11 protein-coding genes are annotated in these 12,307 nt (G+C 73.4%); 2 read left to right on the top strand and 9 right to left on the bottom strand.

Annotation, left to right across the window (positions count from 1 at the left end; genetic code table 11):
• Positions 1 to 15: 15 nt before the first annotated feature.
• The 4 genes from A3Q37_RS22155 to A3Q37_RS22140 form a co-directional block, all read right to left on the bottom strand.
• On the bottom strand, positions 16 to 1,365 hold the full coding sequence (locus A3Q37_RS22155; protein WP_065487357.1) for a bifunctional RNase H/acid phosphatase: 1,350 nt from the start codon (positions 1,363 to 1,365) through the stop codon (positions 16 to 18).
• Positions 1,365 to 2,108 carry a zinc ribbon domain-containing protein gene (locus A3Q37_RS22150; protein WP_218064566.1) on the bottom strand — a complete coding sequence of 248 codons (744 nt, stop codon included), beginning with the start codon at positions 2,106 to 2,108 and terminating at the stop codon, positions 1,365 to 1,367. The genes A3Q37_RS22155 and A3Q37_RS22150 overlap by 1 nt, the downstream gene beginning before the upstream one ends.
• Entirely contained in the window at positions 2,105 to 2,941 is an 837-nt protein-coding gene (locus A3Q37_RS22145; RefSeq protein WP_065487355.1) for a Nif3-like dinuclear metal center hexameric protein, read from the bottom strand. The genes A3Q37_RS22150 and A3Q37_RS22145 overlap by 4 nt, the downstream gene beginning before the upstream one ends.
• A gap of 122 nt (positions 2,942 to 3,063) precedes the next feature.
• The gene (locus A3Q37_RS22140; RefSeq protein ID WP_065487354.1) at positions 3,064 to 4,101 is read right to left on the bottom strand and encodes an ABC transporter substrate-binding protein; all 1,038 of its coding nucleotides are present in this window, start codon (positions 4,099 to 4,101) and stop codon (positions 3,064 to 3,066) included.
• 212 nt (positions 4,102 to 4,313) lie between these two features.
• Between A3Q37_RS22140 and A3Q37_RS22135 the strand changes: the two genes are divergently transcribed.
• On the top strand, positions 4,314 to 5,753 hold the full coding sequence (locus tag A3Q37_RS22135; RefSeq protein ID WP_065487353.1) for a hypothetical protein: 1,440 nt from the start codon (positions 4,314 to 4,316) through the stop codon (positions 5,751 to 5,753).
• A 129-nt stretch (positions 5,754 to 5,882) separates the two neighbouring features.
• Positions 5,883 to 6,053, top strand: coding sequence for a hypothetical protein (locus A3Q37_RS37300; protein ID WP_176711477.1), 171 nt, complete (start codon positions 5,883 to 5,885; stop codon positions 6,051 to 6,053).
• Positions 6,054 to 6,237: 184 nt separating this feature from the next.
• On the opposite strand, the gene A3Q37_RS22130 is transcribed toward A3Q37_RS37300, so the two are convergent.
• The 5 genes from A3Q37_RS22130 to A3Q37_RS22110 form a co-directional block, all read right to left on the bottom strand.
• Entirely contained in the window at positions 6,238 to 7,185 is a 948-nt protein-coding gene (locus tag A3Q37_RS22130; RefSeq protein WP_065487352.1) for a 3-oxoacyl-ACP reductase, read from the bottom strand.
• A gap of 34 nt (positions 7,186 to 7,219) precedes the next feature.
• A complete protein-coding gene (locus tag A3Q37_RS22125; protein ID WP_065487351.1) occupies positions 7,220 to 8,296 on the bottom strand; it encodes a Zn-dependent alcohol dehydrogenase in 1,077 nt (358 codons plus the stop codon).
• A gap of 47 nt (positions 8,297 to 8,343) precedes the next feature.
• Positions 8,344 to 9,201, bottom strand: coding sequence for a MaoC/PaaZ C-terminal domain-containing protein (locus A3Q37_RS22120; RefSeq protein WP_065487350.1), 858 nt, complete (start codon positions 9,199 to 9,201; stop codon positions 8,344 to 8,346).
• Between the two features lie 210 nt (positions 9,202 to 9,411).
• On the bottom strand, positions 9,412 to 10,857 hold the full coding sequence (locus tag A3Q37_RS22115) for an MFS transporter (RefSeq protein ID WP_065487349.1): 1,446 nt from the start codon (positions 10,855 to 10,857) through the stop codon (positions 9,412 to 9,414).
• Between the two features lie 230 nt (positions 10,858 to 11,087).
• A complete protein-coding gene (locus A3Q37_RS22110) occupies positions 11,088 to 12,281 on the bottom strand; it encodes a lipid-transfer protein (protein ID WP_065487348.1) in 1,194 nt (397 codons plus the stop codon).
• Positions 12,282 to 12,307: the final 26 nt, after the last annotated feature.

Raw genomic sequence — 12,307 nt, 5'->3', positions numbered from 1 at the left:
CGCCGGGGCCCGACGTCAGCGCAGGTGCGAGGTGTCGTTGAGCAGGCGTACGGAGGCGTTGCCGTCCCCGTAGTACGCGACGGTGGAGATCGAGGCCGCCGACAGCTCCATCCGGAACAGCGCCTCGGGCGGGGCTCCCAGGGCCAGCCGGACGAACGTCTTGATCGGCGTCACATGCGTGACCAGCAGGACCGTGCGGCCCGCGTACCGGGCGACGAGCCGGTCCCGGGCGGCGGCGACCCGCTCGGCCACCTCGGCGAAGCTCTCGCCGCCGCCGGTCGGGGCGGTGTCCGGGGAGGCCAGCCAGGCGGTGAGGTCGTCGCCGTACCGCTCCCGTACCTCCCCGAAGGTCAGGCCCTCCCACGCGCCGAAGTCCGTCTCGCGCAGGCTCTCGTCGATCCGGACGTCCAGGCCGAGGCGGGCGGCGACGGCGGCTGCGGTCTCGCGGCAGCGGCGCAGCGGGGAGCTGACGATCTCCTGGACCGTGCCGAGGGCGGCGAAGTGCTCGGCGGCCCGCTCGGCCTGGCCGCGGCCGGTGGCGGAGAGTTCGGGGTCGGTGCCGCCGCTGCCGGAGAACCGCTTCTCGGGCGTGAGCGCGGTCTCGCCGTGCCGGAGCAGGACGAGCGTGGCGGGCGCCCCCAGGTCGGGGGCGGAACCCCAGCCGGTCTGCGGGGTACCGGCGGCCTCGGGACCGCTACCGGCCGACTCCGGCGCGGCTGCATCCGGCGCGACCGGCTCCGGAACGGCTGCCTCCGGCAGCGGGAAAAGCCCCTCCGGGGCAGCCGCACCGCGAGCCGCCGCCAGCGCCGCGCGGGCCCTGGCCGCGCCCGCGGCCTGGTCGCCGGGCGGGCCCTGCGCCGGCGGCGGGGCGACCGGCGTGCGAGCGGACGGGGCGTCCAGGGCGGCCGTCGACGCGGACGCCTCCCACTGGCGGCCGTCGCGGCCCGCGTCCATCGCCTCGTTGGCGAGCCGGTCCGCGTGCTTGTTCTGCGCGCGCGGGATCCACTCGTACGTCACCGAGGACGGCGGCAGGATCGCCGCGGCCCGGGCCGCCAGCGGCTTCATGTCGGGGTGCTTGATCTTCCAGCGGCCCGACATCTGCTCGACCACCAGCTTGGAGTCCATCCGGACGTGGACCCGCAGCGCGTCCCCCGCGTCCGGGAACAGCGCCTTCGCGGCCGTCAGACCGGCGATCAGGCCCCGGTACTCGGCGACGTTGTTCGTCGCGACGCCGATGTACTCGGCGGCCTCGGCGAGGGGTTCACCGGTGGCGGGGTCGATGACGACCGCGCCGTAACCGGCGGGCCCCGGGTTGCCCCGGGAGCCGCCGTCGGCCTCGACCACCACCTGGCGGGCGACGCTCATTACAGGCCCGACTCCGCGGTGCGGACCAGGATGCGGTGGCAGTTCTCGCACCGCAGGACCGTCTCGGGGGACGCGGCCTTCACGTCGTTGACCTCGGCCATGTTCAGTTCGAGGCGGCAGCCCTCGCAGCGGCGCCGGTAGAGCCGGGCGGCGCCGACCCCGCCCTGCTGGGTGCGGAGCTTGTCGTACAGCTTCATCAGGTCGGCGGGGACGACCTCGGCGACGACCTGGCGGTCCTTGGTCACCGTGGCGGCCTCGGCGTCCAGCTCGGCGGTGGCCGCGTCGCGGCGGGCGGTGGCGTCGTCGACCTTGGCCTGGACGGCGGAGACCCGCTCGGTCAGCTCGGCGACCCGCTCCTGGGCGGCCTCGCGGCGCTCCATGATCTCCAGGACGACGTCCTCCAGGTCGCCCTGGCGCTTGGCGAGCGAGGCGATCTCGCGCTGGAGGCTCTCCAGGTCCTTGGGCGAGGAGACCGCGCCGGAGTCCAGGCGCTGCTGGTCGCGGACGGCGCGCTGACGCACCTGGTCGACGTCCTGCTCCGCCTTGGTCTGCTCGCGGGCGGTGTCGCTCTCCTCGGTGGTGGAGGCGACCAGCAGGTCACGCAGTTGCGCGAGGTCGCTGCTCAGCTGCTCGATCTCGGCGTGCTCCGGCAGCGAGGACCGCTTGTGGGAGAGCTGGGCGAGACGCGTGTCGAGGGCCTGGACGTCGAGAAGTCGGATCTGGTCGGCGGGCGCGGCGTTCAGTTGGGGGCTCCAGAGGAATGGTGGGTGGTCCAGGGGTCGGTGACCTGCTTCGAGACATGGACCCGCAGGTCCCATCCGTGGCGGTCGGAAAGCGCGTCGAGCTGGGCGGCCGCCTGCTCGCACCAGGGCCATTCGGTGGCCCAGTGCGCGGCGTCGACGAGGCCGAGCGGCGAGTGCTGCACGGCCTCGGACGCCGGGTGGTGGCGCAGGTCGGCGGTGAGGAAGGCGTCGACGCCCGCGGCGCGCACGGCGTCGAAGAGGCTGTCGCCGGAGCCGCCGCTGACGGCGACGGTGCGCACCAGCGCCGCCGGGTCGCCGGCCAGCCGGATGCCCTGCGCGGTGGCGGGGAGCCGGGCGGCGGCCCGGGCGGCGAAGTCGGCCAGCGTCTCGGGGTGGTCCAGTTCGCAGATCCGGCCGAGTCCGCGCCGCCCGGCGGGGTCGGTGGGGTCGGGGACGAGGGGTCCCGTGACACGCAGGTCCAGGGCGCCGGCGAGGGCGTCGGAGACGCCGGGGTCGGCGGTGTCGGCGTTGGTGTGCGCGACGTGGAGGGCGATGTCGTGCTTGATGAGGGTGTGGACGACCTTGCCCTTGAAGGTGTCGGCGGCGACCGTCGTCGTCCCGCGCAGATAGAGCGGGTGGTGGGTGACGATCAGCTGGGCGCCGAGTTCCAGGGCCTCGTCGGCGATCTCGCGGACCGGGTCGACGGCGAACAGCACCCGGTCGATCTCCGCGTCCGGATCGCCGCAGACCGTGCCGACCGCGTCCCACCCCTCGGCCCGCTCGGGGGGCCAGAGGGCGTCGAGGGCGGCGATGACTTCAGACAGACGGGGCACGGGGGAAAGGCTACCTGTCCGGGCAGGCCCGCCGCCCCTGGCCGCCGGACCTGTACGCCAGGACCGGCGGCCGGACACGAATCGTTACTTCACGGGTCGTCGTCGCCTCTTCGGAGACGCGGTCACTTCACCAGGTCCGCGCGGAGGTCGTCCAGGACCAGATCGGCCGAGGTGACGCCGAGGCCCAGGTACCAGGTCTCGTCGGGGACGTCCTTGGCCCGGCCCTCCTTGACGGCCTTCAGGTTCTTCCACAGCGGGTTGGACCGTGCGGTGTCGCGCTGGGTGGCCTTCGGGTCGCCGTAGACGCCGGTGAAGATCCAGTCGGCGTCCGCCTCGTCGATCTTCTCCGGGCTGATCTCGGCGGCGAGGTCGTCGATCTGCTGGTTCTTCGGCCGCGGCAGGCCGACGTCTTCGAGGATCGTGCCGATGAACGAGGCCTTGGCGTAGAGCCGGAGGCGGTCGGGCATGTAGCGGACCATGGACACGGTCGGCTTGTCCGGGCCGATGTCCTCGCCGAGCTTCTCCGCCTTCGCCTGGTAGGCGGCCAGCGCCGAGTGGGCGCGCTCGGTGCGGTCCAGGGCGGCCGCGTTGAGGAGGTAGTTCTCCTTCCAGGTGAAGCCGGGGCGGATGGAGAACACGGTGGGGGCGATCTTGGACAGCTCGTCGTACTTGTCGGCGGCGCGGAGCTGGCTGCCGAGGATCAGGTCCGGCTGAAGGCCCGCGATGGCTTCCAGGTTGAGGCTGTTGATCGTGCCGACGCTCTTCGGTTCGCCCGCGTCCTTCTTCAGGTACGAGGGGATGGCCGCGTCGCCCTCGCTGGGGGCGTAGCCGACCGGCTTCAGGCCCAACGACACCACGTTGTCGAACTCGCCGACGTCCAGCACGACCACACGCTTGGGCGCGGCCTTGATCTCGGTCTTCCCCATGGCGTGGGTGACCGTACGGGGGAACTCGCCGACCTCGGCGTCCGTGCCGTACGACGCGGTCTTCTTCGCCGCGTCCGCGAAGTCCTTGCCGCCCGTGGCGACGGCCGCCTTCTTGCCGCCGTCGGACTTCGCCGCGTCCGTGTCCCCGCCGTCACCGCCACCGCAGGCCGAGAGGGAGAGGGCGGCCGCCACGGCCAGGGCCAGGGCGGCGGTGCCGCGGGGGCGTAGGGACATCGCTTGCTCCAGTTGTCCGCGTACGTGCGTGGGGGGCACGGGTGTTTGGTTAGGGCTGCCTAACCATAGACACGGCCACCTCCGACAGCACACTCACCCCTGCCACCTCAGGAGAATCCGGGCATCGCCACCCTTATGTGTGAAGTGCGGTGGCTCGTGTTGTTCGGCTGGAAGTGCGAAAACTAGCTTTCGTAGCCGGAGGTGACGAGTCCATGACTGCCTGTGCCATCGAGGGTGGATCCGCCGGGGCCGCCGCGCCGGCGGACCCCGAAGCGGAACCGGGAGCGGAGCCGGAAGTGGAGCCCGATCCGGAGGCCGGCCCGGAGGGGTCCGGCGACCTCGCGGAGCCCGCCGGGGCGGCCGAATCCGGCCGTCCCGAAGCCACCGAGGAAGCGGGACCGGGCCCCGGGCCCGGGACGACGGCCGCCGCGCGCGGGCCGGAGGCGTCGGCCGACGACGTACCGGCCGAGGACGCACCGGACGCGCCGGCCGGCGACGGACCGATCGACACCGCACCGATCGACAACGCCCCGCTCCCCGGCGGCCTCACGCTCACCACCGACGGCTCCTACGCCGCCCGGCTCACCGCCGCTCCCGGGCCGCCGGGTGAGCGCGCCTGGTATCCCGAGCGGTGGACGCTGGACGGGCCCGAGCCGTATGCGGTGCCCCTCCCCCTCGACCAGCCCGAGGAGCCGGACTCCGAGGTGGCCCCGCTCACCGACGGGCGGGTGCTGATCCGGCGGAGGGTGGCGGACCGGCAGATGTTCTCGCTGCTCTACCCGACCGGACCCGGGACCGGCGAACTCCTGCTGGGCGCGGTCGGGTACGCCGAGATGACCCTGCTGCCGCCGTCGCCGGACGGCCGGTGCGTGTACGCCCTGGCGGCGGGCGAGGACCACGCGTCGCTGTGGCTGGTGGCGGGCGGCGCGTCCGGGCCCGAGGAGGTCGCGCGGATTCCCGGGCGCTGCTCGGGCGGGGTGTGGCTGGACCGGGAGGGCCGGATGCTGGCGCTGGACCGGCAGGAGCCGGGCGGCGGGCCGGTGAAGGCGGTCGCCGTCGACCTCGGGCGGCGGGGCGCGGTGACGCCGCTGCTCCAGATCGCCCCGGGCAGCGACGACCGGCTGCTGCTCGCGGACCCGGACAGCGGGCTGCTGCTGCTCCGCTCCGACGCCCCGGGCCACGACCGGCTCGGCTGGGGCGTACTGGGCAGCTGCCTGCCCGTCAGGTTCCCCGAGTGCCTGCGCCTCCCGGACGTGGCGGTCACGCCGTTCGCGGTGCAGCCGGGCCAGATGCTGATGCCGGAGAGCTGCGCGGTGGCGCTGCGGATCGACGGGGCACCGGGCAGCTGGGTTGGCGTGTGGCGTCCGGCGGGCCGGCAACTGCACCAGTTCGCGGCCCCGTTGGGCTGGGTGCCGGGCGCCGGGTACTGGAGCCGGGACGGCGTGCTGCGCCTGCCGTACGCGAACGGGGCGACGCCCTGCGGCGTGGCGCTGCTGGAGGCGCCCGAGGACGTGGAACCCTCCTCCGTGACCGGCCGTACGGGTGGCGGTGAAGGCGGAGGGGAACCGTCCGCCGCCGACGCCGGTCCTGCTGTGTGCAAGCCCGTTCCGTTGGGGCAGGCGCCTCTGCACGGAGCCGCTCGACCTGATTGAATTCGGGGCCGGGGCTACGCGACCGTTCCGGGCGGGTACCGACGGTGACCGGGTCGGGTGACGGTGGCGGGGCTTGCGGCACACGTAGGCGCGACACAGGCAAGCGAACACAACGGGGTGACTTCCCACATGTCCGAGACACGGACCGACACGACCCAGCAGCGTCCGGCGGGGGCGGCCGAGGGGGCCGGAACCGGCGGTTCCGGGCGGCACCGAGGGGGTGCGTCGACGGAGAACACGTCGGCGCAGCCGCACGGCCGCCACCGCAGGCCCGCCGAGGCGGAATCCACAGCGGCCTGAGCCGCCGAGCGGCCGAACGGTCGCACAGCGCATGACGGGAGGGCCCGGACCGGCGGAGAGCAGCCGGTCCGGGCCCTCCCGTACGTACGCCGGACACGGCCACCGCTGATCCGGGCCCCGTACGTACGGTGGATCCGGCTACCGCGCTCCGGCCCCGCACGTACGGCCGACACAGCGACCCCGTCTACCCCCGTTTCAGCCCCAGCACCTCGGCGGCGGCGAAGGTCTCGTTCGGCGGCCGGTCCGCGTAGTACGGGGTGAGCAGTTCGTCGAGTTCCGCGAAGGTGAACGTCTCCTTCGCCGCGTCGAACTGGGCCGCCACCTTCGGCCGTTCGACGACGGCGACCATCCCCCCGTGGACGACGAGCAGTTGACCGTTGACGCCGGCCGCCGCCGGTGAGGCGAGATAGCCGACGAGCGGGGAGACATGCTCGGGCGCCAGCGGGTCGAGGGTGCCGTCCGCCGGTTCCTGGAAGCCCGCGAAGACGTCCTCGGTCATCCGGGTCCGGGCGCGCGGGCAGATGGCGTTGGCGGTGACGCCGTACTTGGCGAGGGCGAGCGCGGTGGAGGTGGTGAGGCCGACGATGCCGCCCTTGGCCGCCGCGTAGTTGGGCTGGCCCGCCGAGCCCGCGAGGAACGCCTCCGAGGAGGTGTTGACGATCCGCCCGTAGACCGGACCGCCGGTCTCCTTGGAGCGGGCGCGCCAGTGGGCGGCGGCGAAGTGCGTGGTGTTGAAGTGGCCCTTGAGGTGGACGCGGACCACGGAGTCCCATTCCTCCTCGGTCATCGAGAAGACCATCCGGTCGCGCAGGATGCCCGCGTTGTTGACCAGGATGTCGAGCCGGCCGTGCGCCGAGATCGCCGACTCGACGAGTTCGCGGGCCTGTTCGTGGTCGGAGACGTCGCCGAGGTGGGCGACGGCCCGGCCGCCGGCCGCGCGGATCTCGGCGGCGACCTCCTCGGCGGGGGCGGCGGACGCCTCGCCGGAGCCGTCGCGGCCGGGCTGCCCGTAGTCGTTGACGACGACGGCCGCGCCGAGGCGGGCCAGTTCGAGGGCTTCGGCGCGGCCGAGGCCGCGGCCCGCGCCGGTGACGATCGCGGACAGCCCGTCCAGCGGGAGGGGAAGTGACATCACGGTCCTCGGCTTCCTCGGATGCGGGCGGGGTTCAGAGCTCGATGCAGGTACGCAGCGCCTCGCCCGTACGCATCTGGTCCAGGGCGTCGTTGATCCCGTCCAGCCGGACCCGGTGGGTGATCATGGACTCCAGGTCGATGCGGCCCGCCCGCCAGAGCGCGATGGCCCGCTCGTAGGAGCGCAGGACGTCCCCGCCGCCGTACATGGAGGGCAGGATGCGCTTCTCGTCGAAGAACAGCTCGAACATGTTGACCTGGAAGGTGTCGTCCATGGCCCCGGCCCCGACGACGCACAGGGTGCCGCCGCGCCGGGTGGTCTCGTAGGCGGTGCGGGCGGTGGCGGACTTGCCGACGACCTCGAAGACGTAGTCGAAGCCCTCGCCGCCGGTGATGCGCTGCTTGGCGTCGGCCAGTTCGTCGGGGGCGACGGCCTCGGTGGCGCCGAAGCGGAGGGCGGCCTCGCGGCGGGAGGCGACCGGGTCCACGGCGACGATCTGGGCCGCACCCTGAACCCGGGCGCCCTGGATCGTGGAGATGCCGACGCCGCCGCAGCCGATCACCGCGACCGACGAACCGGCCTCCACCTGGGCCGTGTTGATGGCCGCGCCGAGCCCGGTGGTGACCCCGCAGCCGATCAGGGCGGCGATCTCGAACGGTACGTCGTCGGGGATCGGCACCGCGCAGCCCGCGCCGACGACGACCTCCTCGGTGAAGGTGCCGGTGCCCGCGAAGCCGAAGACGTCCCCGCCGGGGCGCTTGAAGTTGGGGGTGCCCGCGTTCATGAAGCCCGCCAGGCACAGATGGGTCTGGCCGCGCTTGCAGGACGGACAGTCCCCGCAGGCGGGCAGCCAGCAGACGAGGACCCGGTCACCGGCGCTCAGCCCGGTCACCCCGTCACCGACGTCGACGACCTCGCCCGCGCCCTCGTGGCCGGGGATGAAGGGGGCGGGCTGCGGGAGGACGCCGCTCATCGCGGAGACGTCGGAGTGGCAGAGGCCGGTGGCCCGGATGCGGAGCCTGACCTTTCCCGGGCCGAAGCCCACCGCCTCGACGTCGTCGAGGACTTCGAGCTTCTCCTGGCCTATCTCGTGCAGTACGGCTGCGCGCATGGCTGCGGCTCCCTCGAATTGGCTGCCAAGAATGGGTGGTGCCGGGTTCAGGAGTGTTCGACGAGCGTGTCGGCGAGGACCGGGGCGTCGTCCCGCTCGGCGGCCGTGACCGTCACCTGGACGCGGCCGTCCCCGGTCGCCCACATCCGGATACGGAGGGTCTCGCCGGGGAAGACCACTCCGGCGAACCGGGTGCGGTAGGCGGTGATCCGGGAGACGTCACCTTCCAGCAGGGTGTCGGTGACGGCCTTGAGGGTCATGCCGTACGTGCACAGCCCGTGCAGGATCGGCCGGTCGAACCCGGCGAGCTTGGCGAAGGCGGGGTCGGCGTGGAGCGGGTTCCAGTCGCCGGAGAGCCGGTACAGCAGCGCCTGGTCCTCGCGGATGCGCCGCTCCACCGTGCGGTCGGGGGCACGCTCCGGCGCGGCGAGGCGGTCGGACGGTCCGCGTTCCCCGCCGAAGCCGCCCTCTCCGCGGACGAAGATCTGGGCGTCGTTGGTCCACAGCGGACCGTCGTCGTCGCCCGCCTCGGTACGCAGCACGATGACGGCGGCCTTGCCCTTGTCGTACACCGCCGCGACCTTCGAGGTCTGGACGGCCCGGCCGGTCACCGGGATCGGGCGGTGGACGCGCACGGTCTGGCCGCCGTGCAGGACCGCGGCGAGGTCCACGTCGATCCCCGGCGCGCCCATCCCCCCGAAGGCGGCCGTGCCCGCGCCCGCGACGGTGGCGAAGCTGGGCAGCACCTGGAGCCGGGACTCCAGGGTGTAGCGGAGTTCGTCGGGGTCGGTGGCGGGGATGCCCGCGCCGAGACCGAGGTGGTAGAGCTGGACGTCCTTGTGGTCCCAGCCGATCTCGGCCCGGCGGGGTTCGGCGGCGAGGGCCGCTGAGACATCAATGGGCATGACGAAGCAGCTCCTTGATGGTCCTGGGTGTCCTTTGTTCATGGAAAGACCTCGGCGCGGCTGTCCGCACCGCCGGCCGCACCGAGGTCGCGCGGAGACCGACAGGGCACGCCCTCTCTAGAACGCGTTCTAGCCGATGCCGATGGCCCATGTATAACGCAGGCCCCGGAAGTTGGGAAGAGTGCTGACGTCTCGTCAGATACCGGAGGCTTACGGCGTGGGGCGGGGCGTGCGGTGGTTCGGCAGCCAGAGCAGCATCACGATCACCCCGGCCAGCAGCACGCCGCTCGCCGTACGGAACGCCATGGCGTATCCGGCGGTGATCTCGGCCGTGTCGCCGGAGCCCGCGGTGCGCGCCGCGGCGACGGTGGAGAGCACCGCGAGGCCCAGCGCGCCGCCCATGGTGCGGGAGGTGTTGACCAGGCCCGAGACGAGTCCGGCGTCGCCCGGCTCCGCGCCGGAGGTGGCGAGGGTGGCGAGCGGGGTGGAGGCGAGACCGGCGCCGGCCATCATCAGGACGCCGGGCAGGCAGATCGCGGTGAGGTAGGAGCCGTCCACGCCCATCGTGGACTGCCAGCCGAAGCCCGCGGCGGTGATCAGGACCCCGGCGACGGCGAGGCTCTTCGCCCCGGTGCGGACCATGAGGCGCGGGGCCAGCTTGGAGCCGATGACGACGGCGGCCGAGGTCGGGATCAGCGCGAGACCGGCCTGCAACGGCGTGTAACCCAGGACGTTCTGGGCGTACACGGTCATGAAGTACCACATGGAGAAGGTCGCCGACCCCATGAGCAGCATCGACACGTTGGCCGAGGAGACGGCCCGTACGGAGAAGACGCGCAGCGGGACCAGCGGGACGGCGGTCCGCGCCTCGACCAGCACGAAGGCGGCCAGCAGGGCGAGCCCGGAGAGCAGCGGCACGAGGGTCGCGGCGGCCGTCCATCCCTCGGCCTCGGTCTGGACGATGCCGTACGCGACGGCGGCGAGGCCCGCGGTGACCAGGACCGCGCCCAGCAGGTCGACGCGGCGGCGGTCGCCCGCGCGGCCCTCGGTGATGCGCAGGGCGGCGGCGATCAGGACGAGCGCGCCGATGGGCACGTTGATCAGGAGGACCCAGCGCCAGGAGAGGGCGTCGGTGAGGACCCCGCCGATGAGCCCGCCGGCCGCGCCGCCGCCCGCCCCGACCGCCATCCAGGTGCCGATCGCCTTGGTACGGGCGGGGCCCTCGGGCACGGCCGCGGTGAGGATGGTGAGGGTGGCGGGCGCGAGGACGGCGGCCCCGAGGCCCTGTGCGGCGCGGGCGGCGAGGAGCTGCCAGCCCTCCTGGGCGAGGCCGCCCGCGAGGGAGGCGGCGGTGAAGAGGCCGAGCCCGACGAGGAACATCAGCTTGCGCCCGTAGATGTCGGCGGCCCGCCCGCCCAGGAGCATGAACCCGGCGAACGCGATCGAGTAGGCGTTGACGACCCACTGGAGGCCGACCGCGCTCAGCCCCAGGTCGGCCCGCATGGAGGGCAGCGCCACATTGACGACGGAGACGTCGAGGACGACGAGGAACTGGCCGGTGCAGGCGGCGAGCACGACGGCCCAGGCGCTGGGCCGTATTCGGGAGGAGGCGGGCGGGGCGGAGACGGGCGCGGAGACATCGGGCATGACGGCCATGGTCGCAGGCGTCGCGTGGCCCGTACATCGGGTATCGGATCCAGGTCCCGGGCCCCGGCCACCGGGACGGAGGTCCTACACCGCCCCGGCCACCGGGACGGAGGTCCTACACCGCCCCGGCCACCGGGACGGAGGTCCTACACCGCCCCGGCCACCGGGACGTCCTGCACGGACGGGGCCCGGCCACCGGGACATCCTGCGCGGGCGGGACCCGGCCACCGGTAGCGGACCTATGCCCCGCGCCGCAGGAGCGTGACCACCGCCGCCCCTCCGAGCCCGATGTTGTGGGCGAGGGCGGTCCGCGCGCCGGGGACCTGGCGGGCTCCGGCCTCGCCGCGCAGCTGCCAGGTCAGCTCGGCGGCCTGGGCGATGCCGGTGGCGCCCAGCGGATGGCCCTTGGAGATCAGCCCGCCGGACGGGTTCACCACCCACCGGCCGCCGTAGGTGGTGGCCCCGGACGCGACGAGCTTGCCGGACTCCCCCTCGCCGCACAGGCCCAGCGCCTCGTAGGTGAGGAGTTCGTTGATGGAGAAGCAGTCGTGCAGCTCGATGACGTCGAGGTCGTCGGGGCCCAGGCCCGACGCGGCGTACACCTGCTCGGCGGCGGCCTTCGTCATCGGGGCGCCGACCGCGTCGATGCAGCTGCCGGAGGCGAAGGAGGCGTCGGTGTCGGTGGTCATGGCCTGGGCGGCGATCTCCACCGCCCGCTCCCCCAGTCCGTGCCGCTCGGCGAACCGTTCGGAGACCACGACGGCCGCCGCCGCACCGTCGGAGGTGGGCGAGCACTGGAGCTTGGTGAGGGGGTCGTGGACGGTACGGGAGGCCAAGACCTCATCCACCGTGTACGGGTCCTGGAACTGGGCGTACGGGTTGTGCGCCGAGTGCCGGTGGTTCTTGGCCCCGACGGCGGCGAGCTGCGCGGGCGTCGTCCCGTACCGCTCCATGTGTTCGCGGGCCGCGTTGCCGAAGATCTGGGCGGTGGGCGGGGCGTTCACGAATCCGTGGCCCGCCGCCATGATCCCGTAGTGCCGGGCGACGGGCGAGGTCGCGAAATCGCCTCCCCCGGAGCCCCCGCCCAGCGAGCCGCGCGCCATCTTCTCGAAGCCGACGGCGAGGACGCAGTCGCTGCCGCCGCCCTCGACGAACTGCCGGGCCAACATCAGGGCGGTGGAGCCGGTGGCGCAGTTGTTGTTGACGTTGTAGACGGGGACGCCGGTCAACCCCAGTTCGTAGACGGCTCGTTGTCCGGCCGTGGAGGCCTGGAAGCAGTAGCCGACGGGGACGTGTTCGACCTGGTCGTAGCGGACCCCGGCGTCGGCCAGGGCGGCGGTACCGGCCTCGCGGACCATGTCCCAGTACTGCCAGTCGCGGGTCTCGGGCTTCTCGAACTTCGTCATGCCGACGCCGACGATGTAGGCCTTCATCTTTTCCGACTCCTCGTGTTGGCAGG

This window comes from Streptomyces sp. PTY087I2 (assembly GCF_001687325.1).
Taxonomy (GTDB): Bacteria; Actinomycetota; Actinomycetes; order Streptomycetales; family Streptomycetaceae; genus Streptomyces.
This window is presented reverse-complemented; position numbering and strand designations above follow the sequence as displayed.

Excerpts from the sequence above, each read along its gene's own strand:
- A3Q37_RS22110 (WP_065487348.1), bottom strand. The coding sequence starts at position 12,281 with ATGAAGGCCTACATCGTCGGCGTCGGCATGACGAAGTTCGAGAAGCCC.
- A3Q37_RS22125 (WP_065487351.1), bottom strand. The coding sequence starts at position 8,296 with ATGCGCGCAGCCGTACTGCACGAGATAGGCCAGGAGAAGCTCGAAGTC.
- A3Q37_RS37300 (WP_176711477.1), top strand. The coding sequence starts at position 5,883 with ATGTCCGAGACACGGACCGACACGACCCAGCAGCGTCCGGCGGGGGCG.
- A3Q37_RS22155 (WP_065487357.1), bottom strand. The coding sequence starts at position 1,365 with ATGAGCGTCGCCCGCCAGGTGGTGGTCGAGGCCGACGGCGGCTCCCGG.
- A3Q37_RS22115 (WP_065487349.1), bottom strand. The coding sequence starts at position 10,857 with ATGGCCGTCATGCCCGATGTCTCCGCGCCCGTCTCCGCCCCGCCCGCC.
- A3Q37_RS22130 (WP_065487352.1), bottom strand. The coding sequence starts at position 7,185 with ATGTCACTTCCCCTCCCGCTGGACGGGCTGTCCGCGATCGTCACCGGC.
- A3Q37_RS22135 (WP_065487353.1), top strand. The coding sequence starts at position 4,314 with ATGACTGCCTGTGCCATCGAGGGTGGATCCGCCGGGGCCGCCGCGCCG.
- A3Q37_RS22140 (WP_065487354.1), bottom strand. The coding sequence starts at position 4,101 with ATGTCCCTACGCCCCCGCGGCACCGCCGCCCTGGCCCTGGCCGTGGCG.
- A3Q37_RS22120 (WP_065487350.1), bottom strand. The coding sequence starts at position 9,201 with ATGCCCATTGATGTCTCAGCGGCCCTCGCCGCCGAACCCCGCCGGGCC.